Annotated in this window: 24 protein-coding genes and 1 tRNA gene; 17 read left to right on the plus strand and 8 right to left on the minus strand. The window is 71.7% G+C overall.

The features are described 5' to 3' along the window. Positions 1 to 76: 76 nt before the first annotated feature. The 6 genes from ACQKQD_RS07225 to ACQKQD_RS07250 all read right to left on the minus strand — a co-directional run bounded on the left by ACQKQD_RS07225 (position 77) and on the right by ACQKQD_RS07250 (position 6,955). Entirely contained in the window at positions 77 to 2,005 is a 1,929-nt protein-coding gene (locus tag ACQKQD_RS07225) for a COG4223 family protein (RefSeq protein WP_427507957.1), read from the minus strand. Positions 2,006 to 2,380: 375 nt separating this feature from the next. After that, positions 2,381 to 3,088, minus strand: coding sequence for a uroporphyrinogen-III synthase (locus tag ACQKQD_RS07230; protein WP_100252294.1), 708 nt, complete (start codon positions 3,086 to 3,088; stop codon positions 2,381 to 2,383). A gap of 3 nt (positions 3,089 to 3,091) precedes the next feature. Then, positions 3,092 to 3,967 (minus strand): aldose 1-epimerase family protein, encoded by an 876-nt coding sequence (locus tag ACQKQD_RS07235; protein WP_427507958.1) that lies wholly within the window; start codon positions 3,965 to 3,967, stop codon positions 3,092 to 3,094. A gap of 76 nt (positions 3,968 to 4,043) precedes the next feature. Continuing rightward, positions 4,044 to 5,795: an ABC transporter ATP-binding protein gene (locus ACQKQD_RS07240; RefSeq protein WP_427507959.1), complete on the minus strand. Its 1,752-nt coding sequence runs from the start codon at positions 5,793 to 5,795 to the stop codon at positions 4,044 to 4,046. 79 nt (positions 5,796 to 5,874) lie between these two features. Next, positions 5,875 to 6,243, minus strand: a complete 369-nt coding sequence (locus ACQKQD_RS07245) for a hypothetical protein (protein WP_244534934.1) — start codon at positions 6,241 to 6,243, stop codon at positions 5,875 to 5,877. Positions 6,244 to 6,268: 25 nt separating this feature from the next. Continuing rightward, entirely contained in the window at positions 6,269 to 6,955 is a 687-nt protein-coding gene (locus tag ACQKQD_RS07250; protein ID WP_132367389.1) for a DNA-binding protein, read from the minus strand. A 291-nt stretch (positions 6,956 to 7,246) separates the two neighbouring features. On the opposite strand from ACQKQD_RS07250, the gene ACQKQD_RS07255 reads away from it, so the two are divergent. Both ACQKQD_RS07255 and ACQKQD_RS07260 read left to right on the plus strand, forming a co-directional pair. Continuing rightward, positions 7,247 to 7,912 carry a response regulator transcription factor gene (locus ACQKQD_RS07255; protein WP_020092230.1) on the plus strand — a complete coding sequence of 222 codons (666 nt, stop codon included), beginning with the start codon at positions 7,247 to 7,249 and terminating at the stop codon, positions 7,910 to 7,912. Next, a complete protein-coding gene (locus ACQKQD_RS07260; RefSeq protein WP_427507960.1) occupies positions 7,912 to 9,237 on the plus strand; it encodes a sensor histidine kinase in 1,326 nt (441 codons plus the stop codon). The genes ACQKQD_RS07255 and ACQKQD_RS07260 overlap by 1 nt, the downstream gene beginning before the upstream one ends. Before the next feature lie 9 nt (positions 9,238 to 9,246). On the opposite strand, the gene ACQKQD_RS07265 is transcribed toward ACQKQD_RS07260, so the two are convergent. Then, on the minus strand, positions 9,247 to 10,638 hold the full coding sequence (locus ACQKQD_RS07265) for a PLP-dependent aminotransferase family protein (protein ID WP_091977247.1): 1,392 nt from the start codon (positions 10,636 to 10,638) through the stop codon (positions 9,247 to 9,249). A gap of 114 nt (positions 10,639 to 10,752) precedes the next feature. On the opposite strand from ACQKQD_RS07265, the gene ACQKQD_RS07270 reads away from it, so the two are divergent. Both ACQKQD_RS07270 and ACQKQD_RS07275 read left to right on the plus strand, forming a co-directional pair. Next, on the plus strand, positions 10,753 to 11,076 hold the full coding sequence (locus ACQKQD_RS07270; protein WP_427507961.1) for a DUF1127 domain-containing protein: 324 nt from the start codon (positions 10,753 to 10,755) through the stop codon (positions 11,074 to 11,076). A 40-nt stretch (positions 11,077 to 11,116) separates the two neighbouring features. Beyond that, positions 11,117 to 12,019 carry an EamA family transporter gene (locus tag ACQKQD_RS07275; RefSeq protein WP_427507962.1) on the plus strand — a complete coding sequence of 301 codons (903 nt, stop codon included), beginning with the start codon at positions 11,117 to 11,119 and terminating at the stop codon, positions 12,017 to 12,019. A gap of 100 nt (positions 12,020 to 12,119) precedes the next feature. On the opposite strand, the gene ACQKQD_RS07280 is transcribed toward ACQKQD_RS07275, so the two are convergent. Continuing rightward, a tRNA-Asp gene (locus ACQKQD_RS07280) sits at positions 12,120 to 12,196 on the minus strand. Between the two features lie 383 nt (positions 12,197 to 12,579). Between ACQKQD_RS07280 and ACQKQD_RS07285 the strand changes: the two genes are divergently transcribed. The 13 genes from ACQKQD_RS07285 (at position 12,580) to nuoL (ending at position 25,396) form a co-directional block, all read left to right on the plus strand. Then, a complete protein-coding gene (locus ACQKQD_RS07285; protein ID WP_007560754.1) occupies positions 12,580 to 12,945 on the plus strand; it encodes an NADH-quinone oxidoreductase subunit A in 366 nt (121 codons plus the stop codon). A gap of 42 nt (positions 12,946 to 12,987) precedes the next feature. Beyond that, positions 12,988 to 13,575 (plus strand): NuoB/complex I 20 kDa subunit family protein, encoded by a 588-nt coding sequence (locus ACQKQD_RS07290; protein ID WP_010686017.1) that lies wholly within the window; start codon positions 12,988 to 12,990, stop codon positions 13,573 to 13,575. Between the two features lie 9 nt (positions 13,576 to 13,584). Then, entirely contained in the window at positions 13,585 to 14,232 is a 648-nt protein-coding gene (locus ACQKQD_RS07295; RefSeq protein ID WP_331289627.1) for an NADH-quinone oxidoreductase subunit C, read from the plus strand. 16 nt (positions 14,233 to 14,248) lie between these two features. After that, a complete protein-coding gene (locus tag ACQKQD_RS07300; protein ID WP_331289628.1) occupies positions 14,249 to 15,439 on the plus strand; it encodes an NADH-quinone oxidoreductase subunit D in 1,191 nt (396 codons plus the stop codon). Between the two features lie 10 nt (positions 15,440 to 15,449). Further along, on the plus strand, positions 15,450 to 16,823 hold the full coding sequence (gene nuoE / locus ACQKQD_RS07305) for an NADH-quinone oxidoreductase subunit NuoE (RefSeq protein WP_427507963.1): 1,374 nt from the start codon (positions 15,450 to 15,452) through the stop codon (positions 16,821 to 16,823). Between the two features lie 9 nt (positions 16,824 to 16,832). Then, a complete protein-coding gene (nuoF, locus tag ACQKQD_RS07310) occupies positions 16,833 to 18,134 on the plus strand; it encodes an NADH-quinone oxidoreductase subunit NuoF (RefSeq protein WP_091925808.1) in 1,302 nt (433 codons plus the stop codon). Between the two features lie 4 nt (positions 18,135 to 18,138). Then, on the plus strand, positions 18,139 to 18,348 hold the full coding sequence (locus ACQKQD_RS07315; RefSeq protein WP_091680294.1) for a hypothetical protein: 210 nt from the start codon (positions 18,139 to 18,141) through the stop codon (positions 18,346 to 18,348). Positions 18,349 to 18,358: 10 nt separating this feature from the next. After that, positions 18,359 to 20,440: an NADH-quinone oxidoreductase subunit NuoG gene (gene nuoG, locus ACQKQD_RS07320; RefSeq protein ID WP_091680292.1), complete on the plus strand. Its 2,082-nt coding sequence runs from the start codon at positions 18,359 to 18,361 to the stop codon at positions 20,438 to 20,440. Positions 20,441 to 20,453: 13 nt separating this feature from the next. Continuing rightward, positions 20,454 to 21,476, plus strand: a complete 1,023-nt coding sequence (gene nuoH, locus ACQKQD_RS07325; protein ID WP_020092240.1) for an NADH-quinone oxidoreductase subunit NuoH — start codon at positions 20,454 to 20,456, stop codon at positions 21,474 to 21,476. A gap of 27 nt (positions 21,477 to 21,503) precedes the next feature. Continuing rightward, positions 21,504 to 21,992 (plus strand): NADH-quinone oxidoreductase subunit NuoI, encoded by a 489-nt coding sequence (gene nuoI / locus ACQKQD_RS07330; protein ID WP_007560744.1) that lies wholly within the window; start codon positions 21,504 to 21,506, stop codon positions 21,990 to 21,992. Between the two features lie 222 nt (positions 21,993 to 22,214). After that, positions 22,215 to 22,835: an NADH-quinone oxidoreductase subunit J gene (locus ACQKQD_RS07335; protein ID WP_020092241.1), complete on the plus strand. Its 621-nt coding sequence runs from the start codon at positions 22,215 to 22,217 to the stop codon at positions 22,833 to 22,835. Between the two features lie 34 nt (positions 22,836 to 22,869). After that, positions 22,870 to 23,175, plus strand: coding sequence for an NADH-quinone oxidoreductase subunit NuoK (gene nuoK, locus ACQKQD_RS07340; protein ID WP_010686008.1), 306 nt, complete (start codon positions 22,870 to 22,872; stop codon positions 23,173 to 23,175). A gap of 82 nt (positions 23,176 to 23,257) precedes the next feature. Beyond that, positions 23,258 to 25,396 (plus strand): NADH-quinone oxidoreductase subunit L, encoded by a 2,139-nt coding sequence (gene nuoL, locus ACQKQD_RS07345; protein ID WP_427507964.1) that lies wholly within the window; start codon positions 23,258 to 23,260, stop codon positions 25,394 to 25,396. Position 25,397 lies beyond the last annotated feature (1 nt).

The raw sequence follows: 25,397 nt of genomic DNA on the forward strand, positions 1-25,397 counted from the left end.
GGGAGGAGCGGGGCGCCTGCGCGCCCGCTCGGAGATGGTGCGGCCGCGCAACGCGCGGATCGGGGCCCTCACCGGCCTAGCGCCCGGGGGCGGCCTGGGCCGGCTGGGCGGCGCCGACCGGCAGGGCCTTGAAGGCGCCGTCGAGCAGCGCGCGCACGGCCTGCTCGGCCTCGGCCCGGGCCTTGAGCTTGGCGCCGAAATCCCCGGCCTGCTCCCGGGCCTCGGCCGGGAGCGCCGCGAAGGCCGCCGAGGCCGCCGGCAGGTCGCCGCGGTCGAGGGCCGCCTGGACCTTGCTCTCCGGATCGTCCGCGGCCTCGGGAGCGGGTGCGTCGGCCTTGCGGATCTGCACGAGACCGTCGGCCATGCTGAGGAGCTTGGTGCGGAAATCGCCGGTCTCGGCCGCGCTCTTGGCCCGCTGCGCCTGCCGCTTGGCCGCGATCCGCTCGGCGATCGGCCGGAACGTGTCGGCAAGATCCCCAGCCGAGGGAGCACCGCCGTCGGCGAAGGGCGCCAGGGCCTTGGCCTGCGCGTCGGTCCCCGGATCGAGCTTGCGCAGGGTCGCGAGCGGCTCGGCGTAGCTCGTCCCGGATTCCAGGGCGGCCGCCACGCGGTCGGCGACGACGACCCGGAGCGCCGCCTGGACGGTGCTGGCCTCGGCGCGCTGCGCGACGCTCTTGTCCAGGGCGGCGATCTGGTCGGCCTGCTCCTGCAGCCGCCGGTCGACCGCCTTCGCGGCCTCCGCGGCCTGGGCCTGTCCGGCCTCGGCGGCGGTGCGGCTCGCCTGGGTCGCCGCCTGGATCGCCTCGGTCGCGGCCTTCACCCGCGCGTCGACGGCCTGCTGCAGCGCGTCGAGGCGCTGCCCCAGGGCCGCGTCGGCCTCGGCGTTCGCCTTGGTCTTCTGCTCCACCTCGCTCTGCAGCGCCGCGACCTTCCGGGCGGCCTCCTCGGCCGCGCCCTTGTTGGCGCCGCCATCCTCCACCGCCTTCAGGCGGGTCTCGAGGTCGGCGATCTGCTTCGCGTTGTCCTGGACCACGCCGAGCTTCGAATCGGCCGGCTGGTCGCGACCGGGCTCCTGACCCGGCTCCTCCTGCAGGGCCGCGACGCGCTGGTCGAGGCTGTCGAGGCGGGCGACGAGATCCGGCGGCACGGCGGGGGCCTGACCGGAGGCCTGACCGGCCGCTTGCCCGTCGGCGGTGGACGCGGGCGCCGCACCAGACTTGTCCAGGGCCTGCTTGGCGCTCGCCTCGGCGGCGGCGACGCGCTTGTCGAGCGCCGTCACGGCATCGCGCGGAGCCAGCCCGTCGAGACGCTTGTCGAGGGACGCGAGCTGGCCGGAGAGCCTCTGGTCCAGGGCGCTCAGGCGCGGGTCGGGACCGATCCCGGCCTTCTCGGCGCCGAACAGCAGGCCGGCGCCGATCACGCCGCCGAGCAGCCCCGCGGCCGCGAGCGAGCCGAACCCGGCCCGGGCCCGGCCGGCGGGCGCGGCGGCGCTCCTGCTGGGATCGACGGCGGCCACCGCGGGGATCGGGCCCTTCGGCGGCTCCTTGCCGTCCCTGGAGGCGTCCTTGGAAGTATCCCTGGAAGCGTCCTTGGAAGCGTCCTTGCCCGGCTCCTTGCCGGCTGTCGCCGGATCCGGGATCCGCTTGGCCTTCAGGTCGATGATCGGGCCGGCCGTCACCGCGCTCGCCGCCGCCGGGCCCGCGGCGCCGGGTGCGGGTCCCCCCGGACGAGGACCGCCCTGCGTTCCGGTTCCGGGCTGCGCGGCCTTCGGATCGATCTTCGCGCCGGACATCCCGGACGCGGCGGTGGAGGCCGTCGACGACGACGAGGCGGACGCTCCGGTCCTGCCGTCGGAGGCCGAGGACGCGGCGCCCGCCGTCACGGGATCGGGCTTCGCACCGGCCGACTGGGCGGCCGGGCCGGTCGACGGCTTCAGGCCGTCGGTCCCGGAGACCGGCTTGCCGGCGTCGGCCTTCGGATCGGTCGTGCCGGGCTTGGCGGTCACGACCGGGTCGGTCGCCGGCCTGGGCGGCGTTCCGGACGCGGATCCCTGCGGCCCCCGCACGCCGCCGGCGGCGGTGGAAGAGGTGGAGGCCGACATCGAGGCCGACGTGGAAGCGGACGTCGGGGCCGACGTGGAGGCTGTGGACGCCGACGTCGCGGCCGGTCGGGACGCGCCACCGGGCGGGCTGGACTGCCCGGGCTTGCCGGGCGCGGCGTCCGGCTTCCGGCCGCCGGGGCCGGGCTTGTCGGCGTCGCTGGGTGGTGGCGTCACGGGCAAGTCCTCCAACTCTTCGGCGTCGCCGCGCCCCCCTAACACCGCGGCGGCGCCGGGCGCGAGGGCGAGATACGGCGGCCCGGCCTCCCTGTCACCGCGCGGTTAGCCCGGTCGCCCTGTCAGGGCGCCGAGCAGGTCCGCTTCGCGCGGGCGTGCCGCGACGAAATGGACCGGAACACCGGCCGCTTCCAGGGGTGCCGCAACATCCGGCGATAGGCAGTAATGCCTCAGCCGGCGGAAAGCTCCGCCGTGCTCCGATCCATCCGCGAGGGCAAGGGCGACGGCAGCGCTGCGCCGGGAATAGTGAAGGGCTGCCTCGAGGCGGTTCTCGGCGAGTTCACGGCCGACCGCCGGCGGCAGGCGGTCCAGCGGTTCGGCCCGGTACGCCACGAAGGCCGTGACCCGGAATCCGGCGGCCGTGAGCGTCGCCGCCGGTTCCGGCTTGCGCTCGGCTCCCGTCGCGTGGAGGAGCGGCTGGCCGGGCGGCAGCGTCGCCGCCACCAAGCCGGCGAGGCCCGCGGCGTCGCCCGGCCCCTCCCGGACGGGGCCGAGACCGGCCGCGCGGGCCAGGGCGGCCGTCCGAGCGCCGACGGCGAAGACCGGGAGGCCGTGCAGGGCCGGCGCGTCGCGGATCGCCGGAACCGCGTTGGCGCTGGTCAGCAGCAGCGCGGCGAAGGGTCCCATGGGCGGGGCCGCCGCGGTCGGCCGCAGGGCCAGGACGGGCGCCACCAGCGGCGCATGGCCGAGTTCGGCCAGGGCCGCCCCGGTCCGCGTCGCTCCCGGCTCGGGCCGCGCCACCCAGATCCGCAAGGGCTAGGTCTCCAGCGTCAGGCGGACGCCGTGGCGCGCCGCGTCGCCCGGGGCGAGCAGGCGCTGCGAATCGCGCGCGGCGAGGTCGCCCGCGAAGTCCGACCAGTCGGCGTAGCCGGTCCAGCACTCGAGCGACAGGAAGGGTGCGGTCGGCTTGGTCCAGACCGCCAGGTGGGGGAAATCCGCCATCTCCATGCGGATCGATCGTCCGGGGCCGGTGAAGCGCATCCAGCGGCTGCGGGCGTTCCGGAACACGAAGGCCTCGGTGAAGAGCGCCGGATCGAGGGGCAGCGTGTCCCCGGCGAGGGGGATCGGCTGCTCGTCGCGCAGCAGCAGGCCGCCCGGGCCGACCTGCGGGGCGAAGGGCCGCTCCGCCTCCTCGAAGGCGACCGCGTAGCCGCCGTCGCGGGCGCGGGTGCCGCCCGCGAAGGGCCACGGGAAGGCCGGGTGGAAGCCGAGGGCGTAGGGCAGGGGGACGGCGCCGGGATTGGCGACGGTCACGTCGAGGTCGAGCCCCGCCGGGCGGACCCGCGCGGCGATGTCGAGCCGGAACGCGAACGGGTAGTGCGCCCGCGTCTCGGGCCCGTCGGTCAGGCGCAGGGTCACCGCGTCGGCGCTCCGGTCGACCACCGCGAAGGGCAGGTCCCGGGCGAAGCCATGCTGGGCCATCGGGTAGCGCTCGGACCCGACCGTCACGTGCCCGCCCGCCGAGGCGCCGACCACCGGGAAGAGCCAGGGCGCGTGGCGGTTCCAGTGCTCGGGATCGCCGCTCCAGAGATACTCGGTCCCGCCGACCCGCCACGAGACCGGCTCGGCCCCGACGGTCGCGAGCGTCGCGGTGGTGCCGTCCGGTGCGGTCAGCTCGATGCGCGTGGTCACGGTGCTCTCCCGGTCTGCCTCGGTGAGCCGAGGTAACGGAGGCGGGGCCGGACGCAAGGCCCCGGCGCGCGGTTGCTCAGGCCGCCGTTCCGAGCCCCGGCAGGACCGTCTCGGGCGGCCCGGAAGCGACGATCCGGCCGGCCTCCAGGACGTGGACCGCGTCGGCGCCCTCCAGGGTCGAGAGGCGGTGGGCGATCAGGATCAGCGTCCGCCGGCCCGATAGGGCGCGCAGCGCCCGCATCACGGCCGCCTGCGTCTCGTCGTCGAGGGCCGAGGTCGCTTCGTCGAAGACGATGACGTCCGGGTCGTGGTAGAGGGCCCGGGCGATGCCGACGCGCTGGCGCTGGCCTCCGGACAGCCGCGCCCCGCGCTCGCCGACCCGCTCGGCGTAGCCGTGCGGCAGGGCGGCGACGAAGTCGTGGGCGCCGGCGAGCCGCGCCGCCCGCTCGACGGCGGCGAGGTCCGGCGCGTCGAGGCCGAGCGCGATGTTCTCCCCCACCGTGCCGTCCACCAGGAACACCTCCTGCGGGACGTAGCCGATCCGGTTCTGCCAGGCGGGCAGGGTGCCGGCATCGAGGGGCCGACCGTCCACGGTGATCCGCCCGGCGGTCGGGCTCAGGACGCCGAGGATCAGGCCCGCGAGCGTCGACTTGCCCGAGCCGGTGCGCCCGGCGAGGCCGACCGTGGCGTTGACCGGGATCGTCAGGTCGATCCCGGCGAGGGCCGGACGGCCGGTGCCGTAGTCGAAGCCGAGGCCCTCGAGCCGGATCGCCCGCGCGAAGGGCAGCCGCTCCGCGGTGCGGGGCCGCGGCTCGCGCTCGTCGGCGAGCTCGTCGACGATCACCCGCACCGCCGGCAGGGTGAAGCGCATCAGCGCGACCGAGGTGAAGATGTTCTGGAAGGCCGGCAGCATGCGATAGCCCGCGAAGGCGAACAGGCCGAGCAGCGGCAGGATGCCGGCGACGTCGAGCCCCTGGGCGAGCGCGAACAGCACCACCACGATCACCCCGCCGAAGGCCAGGGCCTCGATGACGAAGCGCGGCATCTGGCCGGTGAGCTGGCTCGCCGCGGTGGCGAGGGCGTAAGCCCGGGCCGGGGCGTCGAACCGCGACGCGAACGCCTCCGCGCGCCCGTAGAGCTTCAGCTCGGTGAGCGCCCCGAAGGTCTCCTGCACGATCCGGAAGCGGGCCTCGTTGTCGGCGACGGTGCGGCCGCCCAGCCGGGCCAGCCGGGCGCGCATCACCAGGTAGATCCCGACATAGAGGCCGCCGAAGCCGCCCCCCAGGATCAGCGCGAGCTGCGGCGCGTAGGCCAGCAGGAACGCGATCACCGCGAGCGCCGAGCTCGCCCGCGAGGCGAGCACCGTGGCGGGGGTCAGCGCGCCGATCACCAGCCGGTCGGTCTCGGACAGCACGTTCTTGGCGAGCTCGGCGCTGTTGGCTTTCGCGAAGAACAGCCGCTCCCGGTCGAGGTAGCGGAACAGCAGCCGCCGGCTGAGGCTGTAGCCGGCCAGGTGCGTGAACCGGAGCTGCGCGTAGGTCAGCCCGGCATTCACCAGCGCGGTGACGAGGATCGCCGCGAGCGCGGCCCCGCCGGTCACCAGCAGGAAGCCGCGCTCGTCGGTCAGTCCGAGGGCGCTCCGGGCCTGGGCCAGGTAGGGGATCCGGGTCGCCGCCGACGGGTCCCCGACCAGCGTTAGGAACGGGATCACCGAGGCGACGCCCACCACCTCGAGCAGCGCCGCCGCCGCGAGGCCGAGGGCGATCAGGGCGAGCCGGCGCCGGTCGGCCGACCGCATGGCGCGGACGAGGTCGATCAGCGCGCGCATGGCATCGCGGGGTCTGGCGGGACGGCTCGCATGGTCGGGCCGGGCTTAAGCGCGCCGTCCCGGCCTGTCCACGCCGGGCTCAGTCGAGCTTCTTCAGGGAGCCCAGGTCGACCTCGCCGTCCTGGCCGGTGAAGGTCAGGGTCTTGGCCGCCCCGTCCGCCTGCGCGACGCCGCCGATCCGGTGGTCGCCGCTGTCGTAGGTCGAGACCTGCCCGTCGCGGTCGACGAGGAGGCGGCGCTTGTCCGGGAAGAACGCGTACCTCATCCCGTTCTGCGCGCCGCTGGTCGCGGGCTCGCCGAGATCCTTCGGCCACCAGGGCTCCGCGCCCTTCATCGGTTTCATCGGCTCCATGGGCTTCATGGGTTCCATCGGCTTCATCGGCTCCACGGCGCGCACCTCCTGTCCGGCGAGAGACAGGAGGACGCGGCAGGCTCGGAAGGGTTGCACGCGGGCCCGCCCGCCCGGGCCCGGCTCAGAGCGGCGGCAGCCCCGGCGCCGGGCGCTCCCGCACCTGGCCGTCGAAGCCGACATGGAGCTGGTGCTCGCGGCCGTCCCGGTCCTTCGCGGCCACCTCGAAATGGCGCGGCCCGCGGCCCGTGACCCGCACGTCGCCGTAGCCCGCCGCCTGGAGCGAGGCGGTCAGGGCGGCCATGTCGGGCTTCGGCCCGAGACCGAGCCGGTCCTTGGCCCAGTCCAGGCTGCCGGTCGGAGGGCCGCCGGCCGGCCCGAGCAGCAGCGTGCGCCCGTCCCCGTGGGTCAGGACCCGGGCGCGCAGGAAGCCGGTCTCGAAGCGACCCTGCACCGTCACGGTCTCGCCCTTGGCGACGAGGCCGCCGCCCTCGCCCTCGCGGCCCGTCTCCACGAGGGCCCGCCCGGTCCCGTCCTGCACCACGAACTTGTTGCCGAAGATCTCCGCGACCTCACCCTTGATGGCGGTCGCGCCGGAGGGGGCCAGGGCCTGGATCGCCACCGGCGCGACCGGCGTCGGCTGGAACGGCGTTCCCTGCGCCAGGGACAGGCCGACGGCGCCCAGGGCCAGCGGCAGCGCCACCGCGCCCACCACCCAGGTCCGCCGCGGCACCGCCCGCGACGCCGGCTTGGCGGCCTCGGTCTCGCGGACTTCCCGCGCGGTCCCGTCGATGGTCTTGTCGTCGCTCATGATCTCATCCTCTGGAGGGTCCGGATCGGCTCGATCCGATGCCCCTTCCTAGGGAGGCGCCGGCAATCCGGTCTGAACCGCGCGGTTCAGGCCCGGTTAAACGCGCCGCCCTAGAGCGCTCCGTGTGGAACCCGTGCGGGTTCAGAGGCTTGGCAGCGGGCGTTGATGCGAGCCGACAGGTCGGCGCCCGGGCGGCCGTCCCGGGAGCCGACGTAAGACCACGGCCCTAAGTGCCGGCGGCAGCGGGCGAAACCGGCCGGCCGCCGCGGTCCAGACGGGGAGGTGAGACCGGTGAAGATCCTGCTGGTGGAGGACGACGCCGCCCTCGCGGCGGAGGTCGCCAAGGTCCTGCGCGCCGAGAACTTCGTGCTCGACCACGCCGCCACCGGCGAGGACGCCCAGCATCTCGGCGAGACCGAGGGCTACGACGCCGTCGTGCTGGATCTCGGCCTGCCGAAGGGCGACGGCGTCTCGGTGCTGCGGGCCTGGCGCGGGGCCGGCCGGACCCTGCCGGTGCTGGTGCTCACCGCCCGGGACGGCTGGAGCGACAAGGTCGCGGCCTTCAAGGCGGGGGCGGACGACTATCTCGTGAAGCCGGTGCGCGTGGAGGAGCTGGTGATCCGCCTCCGCGCCCTCGTGCGCCGGTCCCAGGGCGGGGGCGCGAGCCGGATCACCTGCGGTCCCCTCAGCTTCGATCCGGGTCTCGGCGCCTTCGAGCACGAGGGCCTGCCGCTCAAGCTCACCGGCCTGGAATGGCGGGTCCTGTCCTGCCTGATGCTGAACCGCGAGACCGTGGTGCCGCGCCCGCACCTGATCGAGCGGGTCTACGAGGGCGACGCCGACGTCGATTCGAATTCCGTCGAGGTGATCATCACGCGCCTGCGCCGGAAGATCGCGCCGGCGCGGATCGAGAGCGTGCGCGGCCACGGCTACCGCCTGCACGCGGAGCCCGCCTGATGGCGGCGACGGCGCGGCGCCGCTCGCTCCGCACACGGCTGCTCGCGTCGGCCCTGGTGCTGGTGCTGGCGGCCCTGGTGGTGGCGGGCCTCGCCATCGGGGTGATCCTGCACCGCTTCGTGCGCGGGCAGCTCGACGGCCGGCTCGACGCGCAGATCGTCGCCCTGCGGGCCGGACTCGAGGCCGGGATCCTCCCGCAGGGGCTCGACGCGCCGCCCTTCGACCGGCCCGGCCCCGGCTGGGCCTGGGAGGTGCGCCGCGGCGCCGAGACGATCCGATCCGGCTCCCTGCGGGGCGGGGACATCCGCCTGTCCGATCCCGGACCGGACGACGATCCGGGCCGGCCGCACCCGGCCTCGGGCACGGGGCCGCGCGGCGAGCCCCTCGTCGCCCGCGTGCTGGCCGTGCCCGGGCCCGAGCCGGCGACGATCGTGGTGGCGGCGCCGGAGGGGGAGCTGCGCGGGCCGCTGCGCGAGGCGCTGACGAGCCTCGCCCTGGCGCTCGGCATCCTCGGCCTGTGCCTGCTCGCGGGCCTGGCCTTCCAGGTGCGCCTGGGCCTCGCGCCGCTGACGCGCCTGCGCGCGGACCTCGCGTCGGTCCGGGCGGGGCGGCACGAGCGCGTGCCGGCGGACCAGCCGGCCGAGATCGCGCCGATGGTGGCGGAACTCAACGCGCTCCTCGACCAGAACGCGCAGAACCTGGAACGCGCCCGCGGCCACGTCGCCAACCTCGCCCACGCCCTCAAGACACCGCTCGCCACCCTGTCGATGGCCCTCGCGGAGCCGGCCCGCGACCCGGACGGCGCCCTGCGCCGGCAGGTGGACGACATGGACCGGCGGGTGCGCCATCACCTCCGGCGCGCCCGGGCCGCGGCCCTGGCGGGCTCGGCCCGGGGCCGCACAGCCCTGGCGCCCCGCCTGTCGGACCTGCGCGCGGCGCTGACGCGGATCCACGCCGAGAAGGGCGCGGCGATCGACCTCGACGTCACGGAGACCCTGTCGGTCTCCTGCGAGGGCCAGGATCTCGACGAGATGCTCGGCAACCTCGTGGACAATGCCTGCCGCTGGTGCCGCGGCCGCGTGCGGGTCTCGGCGGCGGCGCGCGACGGCGCGGTGGCCGTAGTCGTGGAGGATGACGGACCCGGCCTCGACCCGGCGGCGGCCTCCGCCGTCATGGCCCGGGGCCGGCGCCTCGACGAGGGCGTGCCGGGCCACGGCTTCGGGCTGCCGATCACCCTGGAGCTCGCCGAGCTGTACGGCGGCGGCCTGAGCCTCGGGCGGTCGGATCTCGGCGGCCTGCGGGCGGAGCTGCGGCTGCCGGCCTGACCGTGCCCCTCAGCCCAGCGCCTCCCGAAGGATCGGCCGGATCCGCGGATCGGCGCAGTGGGCCACGTTGAAGCGCATGTAGCCGTTCCACGCATCCGACAGGCTGAACGAGGTCCCGGGCGCCAGCACCATGCCGCGGGCCAGCGCCCGGCGGGCGACGTCGGCCCCGTCGCGCCCGTCGGGCAGCCGCATCCACAGGAAGAAGCCGCCCCGGGGCTGCGCCCAGGTCTCGAGGCCGCAGGCGCGCAGCTCCGCGGAGGCCTGCACCATCGCGCCGGCGAGCCGGCGGCGGGTCTCGGCGAGGTGCCGCCGGTAGGCGCCCTCGGTGATCAGCGCGTGCACCAGCGCGGCCGTGATGTGGCCGTTGCCGAGGCTGAGGGCGAGCTTGAGATCGACCAGCGGCTCGACCCAGTCGGCCCGGAGCGCGATCCAGCCGCAGCGCGCGGCCGCCGACAGGGTCTTGGAGAAGCTGCCGATCTGGATCACGCGCTCCAGTCCGTCGAAGCCGGCGAGCCGCGGGGCGGCCTCGGGCTCGAGGTCGCCGAAGATCTCGTCCTCGACGATGAGCGTGTCGTGCGCCTCGCACAGCTTGAGGAGCCGGTGCGCAACGGTCGGCGCGAGGCTCGCCCCGGTCGGGTTCTGGAGGGCGGCGTTGGTCAGGTAGAAGCGAGGCCGGTGCTGCTCCAGCAGGGTCGCGAGCGCCTGCAGGTCCGGCCCCTCCGGCGTGATCGGCACGCCGACCACCGCGACGCGCTGCGCGCGCAGCAGCGCCAGGAAGTTGAAGTAGCAGGGATCGTCGACCAGCACGGTGTCGCCGGGCTGGAGCAGGAACCGGCAGACGAGGTCCAGCGCCTGCGTGGCCGATTCGACCAGCACGATCTGGTCGGGCTCGGCGCCGACGCCCTTCTCGCCGACCTTGCGGGCGATCTGGTGGCGCAGGGGCTCGTAGCCCAGGGGCCGGTCATAGTTGGTCATCTCGGCGAGGTCGGCCCGGGCCACCCGGCGCAGGCCCCGGCGGATCGCCTCGTGGGGCATCCAGGAATCGGGCAGCCAGCCGGCCCCGGGCTTCAGCTGGTCGGAGCCGGCCTGCTGCGCCTGACGGGTGATCCAGAGCGGGTCGACGATCCGGTCGAGCCGCGGCCCCATCGCCTGGAGCGAGAGCGGCCGGGTCTTGCCGGCGACGTAGAAGCCCGAGCCCGGCCGCGGCACCACGGCGCCCTCGGCGGCGAGGCGCTCGTAGGCCTCCACGACAGTGGATTTCGAGACGCCCATCGTCTCCGCGAAGGCCCGGACCGAGGGGATCCGCACGCCCGGGACCAGCCGCCGCGCCGCGATCCGCTCGCGGATCTCGCCGACCACGGCCTCGACGCGCGTCCCGGGGCTTCTGACTGCGACCGCCATCCGTACTGCTCTTTCGTCCGGACAATTCTTCTGAACCGTACCGAAGTGTTCCTGTCGCCGCCAGCCCCCGCCCGCCAGGATCGCGACGCCCCAGAACGATGGAGGAGGGGATCCATGACTCAGTGCCTGACAGAGACCGCCGCCCTGGAAACCCGGATCGGATCCCGGATCAGATCGCGCGGCGGATGGCTCGCCCGGATGGCCGGGCCCGTGCTGACGGTCGCCGCCGAGGTGCGCGCGGGCCTGACGCGGGCGGCGATGAACCGGCGCGTGCTCCAGCGCCTGTCGACCCTGTCGGACCGGGAACTGAAGGATATCGGCCTGACGCGGCAGGACGTGGCCGATGCCTGCGTGCCCGGCACGGGCGACGCGATCCACCTGCTGGTCGGCCGGCGCGACGAGCGACGCCACGCCCGGGCGGCCGTGCGGCCTTGGTGATGCGGTGGTGACGCGGCGGCGTGCGGCGTAGGGTGCGCGCATGACGCTGCGCGACGGGCTCGCCGCAATCCTGGTGGTCACGATCCTCGGGCTGGCCTTCGTGGCCATCAAGGTCGGCCTGGAGACGGTGCCGCCGCTGATGCTGTGCGCCCTGCGCTTCGGCTTCGCGGCGCTGCCGGCGGCGCTGGTGATCCGGCCGCCCCGGGCCCCCGTCGCCCTGGTGGCGGGGTTCGGCCTCGCCCTCGGGGTCGGCCAGTTCGGGCTGCTCATGACGGCGATCCGCCTCGGCATGCCGGCCGGGCTGTCGTCGCTCCTGATCCAGGTCCAGGTCCCGTTCACCGTGGCGCTCGCCTGGGCGCTGCAGGGGGAGCGCCCGCGCCGACGACAGATCCTGGGCGGCAGCATCGCGCTCCTCGGTGTCGCCGCGGTGGCGCTCGGGCGGGGCGGGGGCGCCCCGCTCGGCCCGCTGATCCTCGTCGTCGGCGCGGCCCTGTCCTGGGCCAGCGCGAACGTCGTCGCGAAGCGGATCGGCCGGGTCGACCGCCTGGCGCTGATGGTCTGGAGCAGCCTCGCCACCACGCCGCCCCTGCTCATCCTATCGCTGATCGTCGAGGGGCCCGGGGCGCTCACGGCGCTGGCGCATCCGAGCTGGGGGGCGATCGGATCGGTCGCGTTCCAGGCCTACCCGACGACGCTCCTCGCCTTCGGCCTCTGGAACGGGCTCCTGACCCGCTACCCGGCGGCTGCCGTGACCCCCTTCGCCCTGCTGGTGCCGGTGGCCGGCATCCTGAGCACGCATCTCGTCCTGAGCGAACCGCTGAGCGCCGACATCCTGGCCGGGGGAGGCCTGATCCTGACGGGAATCGCCCTCAGCCTGCGCGGGACGCGGCCGGGCGCGGTCGCTCCACCAGGTCCTTCCCCCGAATCGTCGAAGGTGGCCTGACCGCTCGGTCGAGCCATCACCCGTCCCGCTCGGGCAGGCGCGACTGCGCGTCGGCACGGTGCACCGCGAGACGAATTCTGATGGTGATATCGGGGGGACGTGGCGCGGGCGACGGGGCTCGAACCCGCGACCTCCGGCGTGACAGGCCGGCACTCTAACCAACTGAGCTACGCCCGCACGGCGTGGTCGCTTCGAAGGGGCGTTTCGCCCGGCGACGGGGCGGGGTTTATGGGGCGCCCGGTGCCCTGTCAAGCGCGTCCCGCATGGATTCGCATCCGCCTCGATCCGTGACTGCCGCCGCAGGCATACCAGCCCCCCGACTCGGGCCTGCGCGCTTCCGTCGTGTTGCGCCGGCGCCGCGCAAGCCCATCTCGGACATGACCGACAGGACGACCGACAGGATGGCTGACAGCGCGCTTTGTGCGACGCGACAAGCCATTGTCACGGGCCGGCGGCTCGACTAAGCCTCCGGCCGCGCGCATCCTGGCATAAGAACAATTCCACGGGCGGATCCGGGTCGGCGTCGCACCGCGGTTTCACTCGTCTCGCGAGGCCCTGGCATGACCGGATTGTTGGCGGATTACCTGCCGCTCATCGTGTTCATCGGCGTGGCGCTGTTCATCGCCACGGCGCTCCTGGTCGTGCCGTTCCTGGTGGCCTTCAAGAGCCCCGATCCGGAGAAGCTCTCGGCCTACGAGTGCGGCTTCAACGCCTTCGACGACGCCCGCATGAAGTTCGACGTGCGCTTCTACCTCGTCGCCATCCTGTTCATCATCTTCGACCTCGAGGTCGCGTTCCTCTTCCCCTGGGCGATCACCTTCGGGGACCTGGGCTGGTTCGGCTTCTGGTCGATGATCGTCTTCCTGGGCGTGCTGACCGTCGGTTTCGTCTACGAGTGGCGCAAGGGCGCCCTCGAATGGGATTGATCTCCCGCCGCTCGCCGCCCGCACCGAATTCTTGAGTCGCCGATGGCCCTGATCACCGACACCAACCGCGCCCCCGCGATCGCGCCCCAGCCGAAGGGGATCATCGATCCCAACACCGGCCGCCCGATCGGCGCGGACGACCCGACCTTCCTGTCGATCAGCGACGAGCTGGCCGACCGGGGCTTCCTGCTCACCACCACGGACGAGCTGATCAACTGGGCCCGCACGGGCTCGCTGATGTGGATGACCTTCGGTCTCGCCTGCTGCGCGGTCGAGATGATGCAGATGTCGATGCCGCGCTACGACTGCGAGCGATTCGGCTTCGCGCCGCGCGGCTCGCCGCGGCAATCCGACGTGATGATCGTCGCCGGCACCCTGACCAACAAGATGGCCCCGGCGCTGCGCAAGGTCTACGACCAGATGCCGGAGCCGCGCTACGTCATCTCGATGGGCTCCTGCGCCAACGGCGGCGGCTACTACCACTATTCCTACTCGGTGGTGCGCGGCTGCGACCGGGTGGTGCCGGTGGACATCTACGTGCCCGGCTGCCCGCCCACCGCCGAGGCGCTGCTCTACGGCGTCCTGCTGCTGCAGAAGAAGATTCGCCGGACCGGCACGATCGAGCGCTGAGGAGCGGCCATGACGAACGGCATCTCGATCCTGCCCCACACCCAGCCGGTCTACGGCGACGCCGCCGTGGCCGCCATGGCCGAGCGCGTCGTCGGTGCCCTCGGCCCGGCAGTGGTGTCCCACGCCATCGCGTTCGGCGAGCTGACGCTGGTGGTCCAGGCCTCCGACATCGTCTACGCGCTCACCTACCTGCGCGACGATCCGGCCTGCGCGTTCCGCAACTTCATCGACATATGCGGCGTGGACTACCCGCAGCGCGAGAAGCGCTTCGACGTAGTCTACCACCTGCTCTCCCTGCGCCATAACCTGCGCATCCGGGTGAAGGTGCAGACCGACGAGGTGACGCCGGTCCCCTCGGTGATCGAGGTCTTCCCGGCGGCCAACTGGTACGAGCGCGAGACCTACGACCTCTACGGGATCCTGTTCTCGGGCCATCCCGACCTGCGCCGCCTGCTCACCGATTACGGCTTCGAGGGGCACCCCCTGCGCAAGGACTTCCCGCTCACCGGCTTCGTCGAGGTCCGCTACGACCAGGACCAGGCGCGGGTCGTCTACGAGCCGGTGCAGCTGACGCAGGAATTCCGGAACTTCGACTTCTTGTCGCCGTGGGAAGGCACCGACTACGTGCTGCCCGGCGACGAGAAGACGTCGGCATGAGCCGCGGAGACCGTCCGTGACCGAACACAACATCCGCAACTTCGCGATCAATTTCGGCCCGCAGCACCCGGCGGCGCACGGCGTGCTGCGCCTCGTGCTGGAACTCGACGGCGAGGTGGTCGAGCGGGTCGACCCGCATATCGGGCTGCTCCACCGCGGCACCGAGAAGCTGATCGAGTACAAGACCTACCTGCAGGCGACGCCCTATTTCGACCGGCTCGACTACGTGTCGCCGATGAACCAGGAGCACGCCTTCTGCCTGGCGATCGAGAAGCTCGCCGGGATCGAGGTGCCGCGGCGCGCGCAGCTGATCCGCGTGCTGTTCTGCGAGATCGGCCGCCTCCTGTCGCACCTCCTCAACGTCACCACGCAGGCGATGGATGTCGGCGCCCTCACGCCCCCGCTCTGGGGCTTCGAGGAGCGCGAGAAGCTGATGATCTTCTACGAGCGGGCCTCCGGCGCCCGGCTCCACGCCAACTACTTCCGGCCCGGCGGCGTCCACCAAGACCTGCCGCCGAAGCTCATCGACGACATCGACGCGTTCTGCGACCCGTTCCTCCAGGTCGTCCAGGATCTCGACGACCTCGTCATGGCCAACCGCATCTTCAAGCAGCGCAACGTCGATATCGGCATCGTGTCGGTGGACGAGGCGATGGAGTGGGGCTTCTCGGGCGTGATGGTGCGCGGCTCGGGCATCCCGTGGGACCTGCGCAAGGCGCAGCCCTACGAGTGCTACGAGGAGATGGAGTTCGACATCCCCGTGGGGAAGAACGGCGACACCTACGATCGCCAGGTGATCCGCATGGAGGAGATGCGCCAGTCGGTGCGCATCATGAAGCAGTGCGTCGCCAAGCTGCGCGAGCCCGCCGGCCAGGGGCCGATCGCGGCGCTCGACGGCAAGTTCGCGCCGCCGCCGCGCCGGGAGATGAAGCGCTCGATGGAGGCGCTCATCCACCACTTCAAGCTCTACACCGAGGGCTTCCACGTGCCCGAGGGCGAGGTTTACGCGGCCGTCGAGGCGCCGAAGGGCGAGTTCGGCGTGTATCTGGTGTCCGACGGGACCAACAAGCCGTATCGCTGCAAGATCCGCGCGCCGGGCTTCGCGCATCTTCAGGCGATGGACTGGATGTGCCGCGGGCACCTTCTCGCCGACGTGTCCTGCGTGCTCGGCACGCTCGACATCGTCTTCGGCGAAGTGGATCGGTAAGACAGCAGCGATGGCAAACCGCAGACTCGCCCCCGCCTCGGAGCAGCCCGAGAGCTTCGCGTTCTCCCCCGAGAACGCCGAGTGGGCCAGGACCCAGATCGCCAAGTACCCGGAAGGCCGTCAGGCCTCGGCGGTGATCTCGCTGCTCTGGCGGGCGCAGGAGCAGAACGGCGGCTGGCTGCCGCGCGCGGCCATCGAGGCGGTGGCGGCCGAGCTCGGCATGCCGAACATCCGCGTGCTGGAGGTGGCGACCTTCTACACGATGTTCGCCCTGGAGCCGGTCGGGCGATTCTGGATCCAGGTCTGCGGCACGGTGCCGTGCGATTCCTGCGGCGCGCGGGGCCTCAAGGAGATGCTCCAGGCGCGGCTCGGGCCGCCCGGCCACGTCTCGGCCGACGGCACCTTCTCGTGGCTGGAAGTCGAGTGTCTCGGCGCCTGCTGCAACGCACCGATGGTGCAGATCAACCAGGATTACTACGAGGACCTGACGCCCGAATCGCTCGGCCAGCTGATGGACGACCTCGCCGCCAGCCGGCCCGTGAAGGTCGGCTCGCAGACCGGGCGCGTCTCGTCCGAGCCTCAGGGTGCCGTGAACACCCTCACCGACCCGACGCTGTTCGACGGCTCGCGGGTCGGCGCGTGGCGCAAGCGCTTCGAGGAGGCCGGCAAGACCGAGGAGCCGGCCGCCGCCCAAGCGTCAACGACCGGCGAGACGGCCTCCGGAACCCAGCAGGCGGCCGAGAACCCGAAGCCGGCGCGGCCCGATGCCGGACGCCCCGTGGAGCGTGCGGTCACCGACGCGCCGGCCCAGCGCGCCGCCGACGGCGAGACACCGGTGAAGCCCGAGGATCGCGCGGACGCGGCCGAGCGCGGCCGGTCCACCGCCAAGCACGGCGCCGCCCGCCAGGGCGACGCGGACGTGCTCGACTCGCCGGCCAAGCGCGTCGCCGAGGGCGAGCCCGCCGCCGGCGAGCAGGGCCACCAGGAGGTGCCGGCGCGCGACGCCGTCCCGCAGCAGCCGGAAGCCTCCGGTGCCAGCGAGGGCGAGGTGGCGGCCGAGGCCGAGGAGGCCCGCATCGCCGGCGCCCTCGCGGCCCTGCCGAAGGATGCCAGCCCCGAGCAGAAGGCCGACGCGGTGGGCAAGCGCCCGCCGGGCCTCGACGCCGCCCGCGCCGGGAAGCCGGACGAGCTGACGCGCATCAAGGGCGTCGGCCCCGGCAACAGCCAGCGCCTGAACGGCCTCGGCATCTACCATTTCGACCAGATCGCCGCCTGGTCCCGCGACGAGATCGCCTGGGTCGGCACCTACCTCGCGTTCCCGGGTCGCATCGACCGCGAGAACTGGGTGGGGCAGGCCAAGGCCCTGTCGGCGCCGGCTCAGTGAGGACCTGACATGCTGTCGGATCAGGATCGCATCTTCACCAATCTCTACGGCCTGCACTCGCCGGGCCTCGAGGCCGCCAAGAAGCGCGGCGCCTGGGACGGGACCAAGTTCCTGCTGGAGCAGGGTCGCGACTGGATCATCGAGGAGATGAAGGCCTCGGGCCTGCGCGGCCGCGGCGGCGCGGGCTTCCCGACCGGCCTCAAGTGGTCGTTCATGCCCAAGAAGTCCGACGGGCGCCCGCACTACCTCGTGGTCAATGCCGACGAGTCGGAGCCGGGCACCTGCAAGGACCGGGAGATCATGCGGCACGACCCGCATCTCCTGATCGAGGGCTGCATGCTGGCCTGCTTCGCGATGAACGCGCATGCCTGCTACGTCTACATCCGCGGCGAGTACGTCGCCGAGAAGCACGCGCTGCAGAAGGCCGTCGACGAGGCCTACGCGGCCCGCCTGGTCGGCCAGTCGAACGTCCACGACTACCCGTTCGACATCTACGTCCACCACGGCGCCGGCGCCTATATCTGCGGCGAGGAGACGGCGCTCATCGAGAGCCTCGAGGGCAAGAAGGGGATGCCGCGGCTGAAGCCGCCCTTCCCGGCGAATATGGGCCTCTACGGCTGCCCCACGACGGTGAACAACGTCGAGTCGATCGCGGTCGCCGGCACGATCCTGCGCCGGGGCGGCGCTTGGTTCGCGGGGCTCGGCGGCAAGAACAACACCGGCACTAAGCTCTTCTGCGTCTCCGGCCACGTCAACAAGCCGTGCAACGTCGAGGAGGAGCTGGGCATCACCTTCCGCGAGCTCATCGACCGCCATTGCGGCGGCATGCGCGGCGGCTGGGACAACCTCCTGTGCTCGATCCCGGGCGGCTCCTCGGTGCCGCTGGTGCCGGCCGAGCAGATCGTCGACGCCAAGATGGACTTCGACACCCTGCGCAACCTGGGCTCCGGCCTCGGCACCGCGGCGGTGATCGTGCTCGACAAGTCCACCGACATCGTCGCGGCGATCACCCGGATCTCGTACTTCTACAAGCACGAATCCTGCGGCCAGTGCACGCCCTGCCGCGAGGGCACCGGCTGGATGTGGCGGGTGATGCAGCGCATGACCGAGGGCCGCGCCCAGAAGCGCGAGATCGACATGCTGTTCGAGGTAACCAAGCAGATCGAGGGTCACACGATCTGCGCGCTCGGCGATGCGGCGGCTTGGCCGATCCAGGGCCTGATCCGCCACTTCCGCCCCGAGATCGAGAAGCGCATCGACCGCTACACCGCCAACCCGCACAGCGAGCCTGTGCCGATGGCCGCCGAGTAGGCCGATGACGAGCCAGCCTGACAACCTGATGCTCGTGTACTTGCGGCGGATCGACGAGAAGGTCGATCGCCTCAGCGATGATGTCCGTGAATTGAAGGGCCGGATGGCCGCGGTCGAAGAAAACCTGGCCGGCGTCCACCGACAGATCGACAGGGTCGAGCTTCGCATCGAACGGATCGAGCGACGCCTCGATCTGGCCGACGCCCCGCACTGAGATTGCACCGATGACAAAAATCCTCGTCGACGGCACCGAGGTCGACGTCCCCGCCGATTACACGCTGCTCCAGGCCTGCGAGGCCGCGGGGGCCGAGATCCCGCGCTTCTGCTTCCACGAGCGCCTGTCGATCGCCGGTAATTGCCGCATGTGCCTCGTCGAGCTGAAGGGCGCGCCGAAGCCGGTGGCCTCTTGCGCCTACGCGGTGAAGGATTGCCGCCCCGGCCCGAACGGCGAGCCGCCTGAGGTGCTGACGCGCTCGCAGGGCACCAAGAAGGCCCGCGAGGGGGTGATGGAGTTCCTCCTCATCAACCACCCGCTCGACTGCCCGATCTGCGACCAGGGCGGCCACTGCGACCTGCAGGACCAGGCCATGGCCTACGGGGTCGATTCGACCCGCTACACGGAGAACAAGCGGGCGGTCGAGGAGAAGCATATCGGCCCGCTGGTGCGGACCGCGATGAACCGCTGCATCCACTGCACCCGCTGCGTGCGCTTCCTCGCCGAGGTGGCGGGCGTGCCCGACCTCGGCGCCATCGGCCGCGGCGAGGACATGGAGATCACGAGCTACCTCGAGCAGTCGATGGCCTCGGAGCTGCAGGGCAACGTCGCCGACCTCTGCCCGGTGGGCGCCCTCGTGCACCGGCCGCAGAGCTACAACGTCCGGCCGTGGGAGCTGAACAAGACCGAGTCGGTCGACGTGATGGACGCGGTCGGCTCGTCGATCCGCATCGACACACGCGGCCGCGAGGTCATGCAGATCGAGCCGCGGATCAGCGAGGAGATCAACGAGGAGTGGATCTCCGACAAGACCCGCTACCACATCGACGGGCTGCGGATGCAGCGCCTCGACCGGCCGTACCTGCGCGAGAACGGCCGGCTGCGGCCCGCCTCCTGGGGTGAGGCGTTCCAGGCGATCGCCGCCAAGGTGAAGGGCGCGGATCCGAAGCGCGTCGGCGCCATCGTCGGCGACCTCGCGGGCGTCGAGGAGATCTTCGCGCTCCGCGAGCTGATCAGGAGCCTCGGCTCGCCGAACCTCGACTGCCGCCAGACCGATGCCGGCCTCGACCCGGCGCTCGGCCGTGCCTCCTACATCTTCAACCCGACCATCCCGGGCATCGAGGCGGCGGACGCGATCCTGATCGTCGGCGCCAACCCGCGCACCGAGGCCTCGCTGCTGAACGTCCGCATCCGCAAGCGCTGGCGCATGGCCCCGCTGGCGGTGGGCGTGATCGGCGAGCCGGTCGACCTGACCTACCCGAGCCACTACATCGGCGCCGGCCCCGACTCGCTCGCGGCGCTCGCCCGCGGCGAGCACAGCTTCCTCGAGATCCTCAAGGAGGCGAAGGCGCCGCTCGTGATCGTCGGCGCCGATGCTGCACCGGGCATCCTGGCCGCTGCCGCCTCCCTCGCGAAGGAGATCGGCGCGGTCTCGGCCGAGGGGAACGGCTTCGGCGTGCTGCACACGGCCGCCGCCCGCGTCGGCGCGCTCGATCTCGGCTTCGTGCCGGGGGAGGGCGGCCTGACCTTCGCGCAGATGCTGGAGCCGGGCGCGCTCGACGTCCTGTTCAACCTCGGCGCCGACGAGCGCGACGTCGCCCCGGGCGCCTTCGTGGTCTACCAGGGCAGCCACGGCGACCGCGGCGCCGCCCGCGCCGACGTGATCCTGCCGGGGGCCGCCTACAGCGAGAAGTCGGCGACCTGGGTGAACACCGAGGGCCGGGTCCAGATGGGCAACCGCGCCGCCTTCCCGCCGGGCGACGCCCGCGAGGACTGGGCGATCCTGCGCGCGCTCTCGGACGTGCTGGGCAAGCGCCTGCCGTTCGACTCGCTGACCGCGCTGCGCCGCGCGCTCTACGCCGCCCACCCGCATCTGGCGGCGGTCGGCGCCGTCGAGCCGGGCAACGTGACCGAGGCGGTCGACCGGCTCGCCGGCCTCGGCGGCACCGCGACCGGTCCGGCCTTCGCGTCGCCCGTGACCGACTTCTACCTCACCAACCCGATCGCCCGCGCCTCGCGGATCCTCGCGGAGTGCTCGCGCCTCGCCCGGGAGCGCGCCGCCGAGGCGCGGCCCCTGGCGGCGGCCGAGTAGGAGCTCAAGACCGATGACGCCGCTCGAAATCCTCGGGACCGTGCTCCTGATCGTGCTGAAGAGCTTCGTGCTGCTCTCGGCACTGCTCGTCTTCATCGCCTACGCGCTGCTCGCCGACCGGAAGATCTGGGCTGCGGTGCAGCTCCGGCGCGGCCCGAACGTGGTCGGGCCGTTCGGCCTGTTCCAGTCCTTCGCCGACCTGATCAAGTTCGTGATCAAGGAGCCGGTGATCCCGGCGGGCGCCAACAAGGCGATCTACCTGCTGGCGCCGCTGGTCTTCGCGATGCTCGCCCTGTCGAGCTGGGCGGTGATCCCGCTCGCGGACGGCTGGGCGATCGCCGACATCAACGTCGGCATCACCTACATCTTCGCGATCTCGTCGCTCGGCGTATACGGCGTCATCATGGGCGGATGGGCGTCGAACTCGAAATACGCCTTCCTCGGCGCCCTGCGCTCGGCGGCCCAGATGATCTCCTACGAGGTCTCGCTCGGCTTCGTGATCATCTGCGTGCTGCTCTGCGCCGGCTCGCTCAACCTCTCGCGCATCGTGATGGCGCAGGACACCAGCCTCGGCCTGTTCGGCTGGTACTGGCTGTGGCTGTTCCCGATGTTCGTGGTGTTCTTCGTCTCGGCGCTCGCCGAGACCAACCGCCCGCCCTTCGACCTGCCGGAGGCGGAGTCGGAGCTCGTGGCCGGCTACATGGTCGAGTACTCCTCGACGCCGTACCTGCTGTTCATGCTCGGCGAGTACGTCGCCATCATGAGCATGTGCGCCCTCGGGACCATTCTGTTCCTGGGCGGCTGGCTGTCCCCGATCCCGTTCGCGCCCTTCACCTGGGTGCCGGGCGTGATCTGGTTCACCCTGAAGGCCAGCTTCCTGTTCTTCCTGTTCGCGATGGTGAAGTCCATCGTGCCCCGCTACCGCTACGACCAGCTCATGCGCCTCGGCTGGAAGGTCTTCCTGCCGATCTCCCTGATCTCAGTCGTCGTCGTCGCCTTCGTGCTCAAGCTGACCGGCCTCGCGCCGGGCGCCTGAGCCCCCCTTCGCATCGGAGATCCGGGCATGAAGCTCGATCAGGTCGCCAAGAGCCTCCTCCTGAAGGAGTTCGTGTCCGGGATGATCCTCGGCATGCGCTACTTCTTCAAGCCGAAGGCCACGATCAACTACCCCTTCGAGATGGGCCATCGCGGTCCGCGCTTCCGGGGCGAGCACGCGCTGCGCCGCTACCCGAACGGCGAGGAGCGCTGCATCGCGTGCAAGCTCTGCGAGGCGATCTGCCCGGCGCAGGCGATCACCATCGAGGCGGGCCCCCGGCGCAACGACGGCACCCGCCGCACGACGCGCTACGACATCGACATGGTGAAGTGCATCTACTGCGGCATGTGCCAGGAGGCCTGCCCGGTGGACGCCATCGTGGAAGGGCCGAACTTCGAGTTCTCGGTGGAGACCCGCGAGGAGCTCCTCTACGACAAGCAGAAGCTCCTGCTGAACGGTGACCGCTGGGAGCGCGAGATCGCCCGCAACATCGCGATGGACGCGCCGTATCGCTGAGCCATCGTCCCGGGCACCGGTTGCCGGTGTCCGGCAGAAGATGACGCGAAAACAAGGCCCTAGAGCGTCGCACCGGTTCCCGGTTCCGGTGGGATGCTCTAGAGCCATGCCGGGGGCGCTGTTGTGCCCCCGTCGACCGGGTTCTATAGACGGGCCGCCCGCCGCGGACCGTCTCCACGCACGGCAGAAGGGGCCGCTCCGGCGGCCGATCCCGATCAGCGCATGACCGCAGCAGCCGCCTTCTTCTATCTGTTCGCGAGCATCACGGTCGCGTCGGGCTTCATGGTGATCGCCTCGCGCAATCCCGTCGCCTCGGTGCTGTTCCTGATCCTCGCCTTCGTGAACGCCGCCGGACTGTTCGTCCTGATGGGCGCCGAGTTCCTCGCGATGATCCTCGTGGTCGTCTACGTCGGCGCGGTCGCGGTGCTGTTCCTGTTCGTGGTCATGATGCTCGACGTCGATTTCGCCGAGCTGCGCCAGGGCTTCCAGCAGTATCTCCCGATCGGCGCCCTGATCGGCGCGATCTTCCTGGTCGAGATCCTGCTGGTCGTCGGCTCGTGGAGCATCGATCCGGGCCTCGTCCAGGCCCCGCTCGGCAACGTCGCCTCGGCCGAGAACCTGACCAACGCCCAGGCGCTGGGCCGCGTGATCTACACGGACTACGCCTACTTCTTCCAGCTCGCCGGCCTGATCCTGCTGGTCGCCATGATCGGCGCCATCGTGCTGACCCTGCGCGACCGGCCGGGCGTCAAGCGCCAGAACATCGCGGTCCAGAACGCCCGCACCCAGGCCATGGCGGTCGAGACCCGCAAGGTCCCCTCGCGCCAGGGTGTCGAGGTCTGATGCGCGCGCTGATGAGAGCCGGAGGAATCGAACGATGATCGGCCTGAGCCACTACCTCACCGTCGCGGCGATCCTGTTCACGCTCGGCGTGCTCGGCATCTTCATCAACCGCAAGAACATCATCGTCATCCTGATGTCGGTCGAGCTGATCCTGCTCTCGGTCAACATCAACCTCGTCGCCTTCTCGACGCAGCTGAACGACATCACCGGACAGGTCTTCGCCCTGTTCGTGCTGACCGTCGCGGCCGCCGAATCGGCGATCGGCCTCGCCATCCTGGTGGTGTTCTTCCGCAACCGCGGCTCGATCGCGGTGGAAGACGTCAGCATGATGAAGGGCTAGGGCCTTCCCCTTCGCGCGCCCCGAGTGACATCCGGACGCCGCCGCTTCGCGGCCGGCCCGGAGGACGGACTGCAAGAGAGCGATGTATCACGCGATCGTCTTCTTCCCGCTCATCGGCTTCCTGATCGCCGGCCTGTTCGGCCGGTACATCGGGGCGCGGGCCTGTGAGTACATCACCACGTCCTTCCTCGCCTTCACGGCGCTGATCGCCTGGGGCGTGTTCATCGACGGCGGGCCGGCCGAGCGCGTGCAGGTGGCGTCCTGGTTCGCGGCCGGCGACCTCCAGGTCGACTGGGCCTTCAAGGTCGACACCCTGACCCGGGTGATGCTGGTCGTCGTGACCACCGTCTCGACCCTCGTGCACCTCTACTCCGTGGGCTACATGGAGGAGGATCCGCACCGGCCGCGCTTCTTCGCCTACCTGTCGCTGTTCACCTTCGCCATGCTGATGCTGGTGACCGCCGACAACCTCGTCCAGATGTTCTTCGGCTGGGAAGGCGTGGGCCTCGCCTCGTACCTGCTGATCGGCTTCTGGTACGAGAAGCCCTCGGCCAACGCCGCCGCCATGAAGGCGTTCATCGTCAACCGCGTCGGTGATTTCGGCTTCTCGCTCGGAATCTTCCTGGTCTTCGTGCTGACCGGCTCGGTGGCGTTCGACGCCGTCTTCGGCAAGGTCGACGCGATCAAGACGCTCAGCTTCCACCTCCTCGGCTACGACTGGAACGCCCTGACGCTGGCCTGCCTGCTGCTGTTCATGGGCGCCATGGGCAAGTCGGCGCAGTTCCTGCTGCACACGTGGCTGCCCGACGCCATGGAGGGCCCGACCCCGGTCTCGGCGCTGATCCACGCCGCCACGATGGTCACCGCCGGCGTGTTCATGGTCGCCCGCCTGTCGCCGCTCTTCGAGGAGGCGCCGAACGCGCTGATCGTCGTGACGGTGATCGGCGGCATCACGTCCCTGTTCGCGGCCACGATCGGCCTCGTGCAGAACGACATCAAGCGGGTGATCGCCTACTCGACCTGCTCGCAGCTCGGCTACATGTTCGTGGCGCTCGGCGTCGGCGCCTACGCGGCCGGCGTGTTCCATTTGTTCACCCACGCCTTCTTCAAGGCGCTGCTGTTCCTCGGCGCCGGCTCGGTCATCCACGCGATGCACCACGAGCAAGACATGCGGAACATGGGCGGCCTGCGCCGCTACATTCCGTACACCAGCGCCATGATGGCGATCGGCTCGCTCGCGCTGATCGGCTTCCCCTACACCGCCGGCTACTACTCGAAGGACGCGATCATCGAGGCCGCCTACGCCTCGACGCGGCCCGGGCACACGCTCGCCTTCCTGTGCACCGTGGTGGCGGCGTTCTTCACCTCGTTCTACTCCTGGCGCCTGTTCTTCATGACCTTCGAGGGTCCGGCCCGCTGGGGTGCGCATGCGGCGCACGATCAGCACCACGCGCCCGCGGTCGCCCACGCGACTACGGCCCACGCGACTACGGCCCACGCGACCATGGCCCATGAGGCCGACGGCGCGCCCGGGCACACCGAGGGCGTGGCCCACGACGACAAGGGCCACGACATCGAGCCGGCCCACAAGAGCGACCTCGTCGCCGACGACCACCACGGGCACGGCCACCACGGCGACCACACGCCCCACGAGAGCCCGCTGGTGATGACGATCCCGCTGGCGATCCTCGCCTTCGGCGCGCTGTTCGCCGGGATCATCTTCCACAACCGCTTCATCGGCGAGGGGATGGAGGCGTTCTGGGGCCACGCACTGGCGCACGGCCCGAACAACCACATCATGCACGAGATCCACGACGTCCCCGCGCTGGTCTCGTACGCGCCGCTGATCATGCTGATCCTCGGCTTCGTCGTGGCCTACTGGATGTACATCCGCCGGCCGGAACTGCCGGGCGCGCTCGCCGCGCAGCAGCCGTCGCTGTACCGGTTCCTGCTGAACAAGTGGTACTTCGACGAGATCTACGACCGGATATTCGTCCGCCCGGCCAAGGATTTCGGCCTGTTCCTCTGGAAGCAGGGCGACGGCCGGATCATCGACGGCCTCGGGCCGAACGGGATCGCGGCGCGCGTCGTGGACGTGACCCGCGGGGTGGTCCGTCTCCAGACCGGCTACGTCTACCACTACGCCTTCGTCATGCTCATCGGCGTCGCCGGCCTGATCAGCTGGTACCTGATGTCCGGCCTGCCCAAGGGTGCACACTGAC

The sequence above is a fragment of the Methylobacterium sp. NPDC080182 genome (assembly GCF_050281105.1).
Classification (GTDB): domain Bacteria; phylum Pseudomonadota; class Alphaproteobacteria; order Rhizobiales; family Beijerinckiaceae; genus Methylobacterium.

What these genes read in the sequence shown, in the direction of transcription:
- nuoH (WP_020092240.1), top strand. Translation starts at nt 20,454, where the DNA reads ATGACGCCGCTCGAAATCCTCGGGACCGTGCTCCTGATCGTGCTGAAG.
- ACQKQD_RS07315 (WP_091680294.1), top strand. Translation starts at nt 18,139, where the DNA reads ATGACGAGCCAGCCTGACAACCTGATGCTCGTGTACTTGCGGCGGATC.
- ACQKQD_RS07265 (WP_091977247.1), bottom strand. Translation starts at nt 10,638, where the DNA reads ATGGCGGTCGCAGTCAGAAGCCCCGGGACGCGCGTCGAGGCCGTGGTC.
- nuoL (WP_427507964.1), top strand. Translation starts at nt 23,258, where the DNA reads ATGTATCACGCGATCGTCTTCTTCCCGCTCATCGGCTTCCTGATCGCC.
- ACQKQD_RS07285 (WP_007560754.1), top strand. Translation starts at nt 12,580, where the DNA reads ATGACCGGATTGTTGGCGGATTACCTGCCGCTCATCGTGTTCATCGGC.
- nuoF (WP_091925808.1), top strand. Translation starts at nt 16,833, where the DNA reads ATGCTGTCGGATCAGGATCGCATCTTCACCAATCTCTACGGCCTGCAC.
- nuoG (WP_091680292.1), top strand. Translation starts at nt 18,359, where the DNA reads ATGACAAAAATCCTCGTCGACGGCACCGAGGTCGACGTCCCCGCCGAT.
- nuoE (WP_427507963.1), top strand. Translation starts at nt 15,450, where the DNA reads ATGGCAAACCGCAGACTCGCCCCCGCCTCGGAGCAGCCCGAGAGCTTC.
- nuoI (WP_007560744.1), top strand. Translation starts at nt 21,504, where the DNA reads ATGAAGCTCGATCAGGTCGCCAAGAGCCTCCTCCTGAAGGAGTTCGTG.
- ACQKQD_RS07250 (WP_132367389.1), bottom strand. Translation starts at nt 6,955, where the DNA reads ATGAGCGACGACAAGACCATCGACGGGACCGCGCGGGAAGTCCGCGAG.
- ACQKQD_RS07295 (WP_331289627.1), top strand. Translation starts at nt 13,585, where the DNA reads ATGACGAACGGCATCTCGATCCTGCCCCACACCCAGCCGGTCTACGGC.
- ACQKQD_RS07335 (WP_020092241.1), top strand. Translation starts at nt 22,215, where the DNA reads ATGACCGCAGCAGCCGCCTTCTTCTATCTGTTCGCGAGCATCACGGTC.
- ACQKQD_RS07290 (WP_010686017.1), top strand. Translation starts at nt 12,988, where the DNA reads ATGGCCCTGATCACCGACACCAACCGCGCCCCCGCGATCGCGCCCCAG.
- nuoK (WP_010686008.1), top strand. Translation starts at nt 22,870, where the DNA reads ATGATCGGCCTGAGCCACTACCTCACCGTCGCGGCGATCCTGTTCACG.
- ACQKQD_RS07260 (WP_427507960.1), top strand. Translation starts at nt 7,912, where the DNA reads ATGGCGGCGACGGCGCGGCGCCGCTCGCTCCGCACACGGCTGCTCGCG.
- ACQKQD_RS07270 (WP_427507961.1), top strand. Translation starts at nt 10,753, where the DNA reads ATGACTCAGTGCCTGACAGAGACCGCCGCCCTGGAAACCCGGATCGGA.
- ACQKQD_RS07240 (WP_427507959.1), bottom strand. Translation starts at nt 5,795, where the DNA reads ATGCGCGCGCTGATCGACCTCGTCCGCGCCATGCGGTCGGCCGACCGG.
- ACQKQD_RS07275 (WP_427507962.1), top strand. Translation starts at nt 11,117, where the DNA reads ATGACGCTGCGCGACGGGCTCGCCGCAATCCTGGTGGTCACGATCCTC.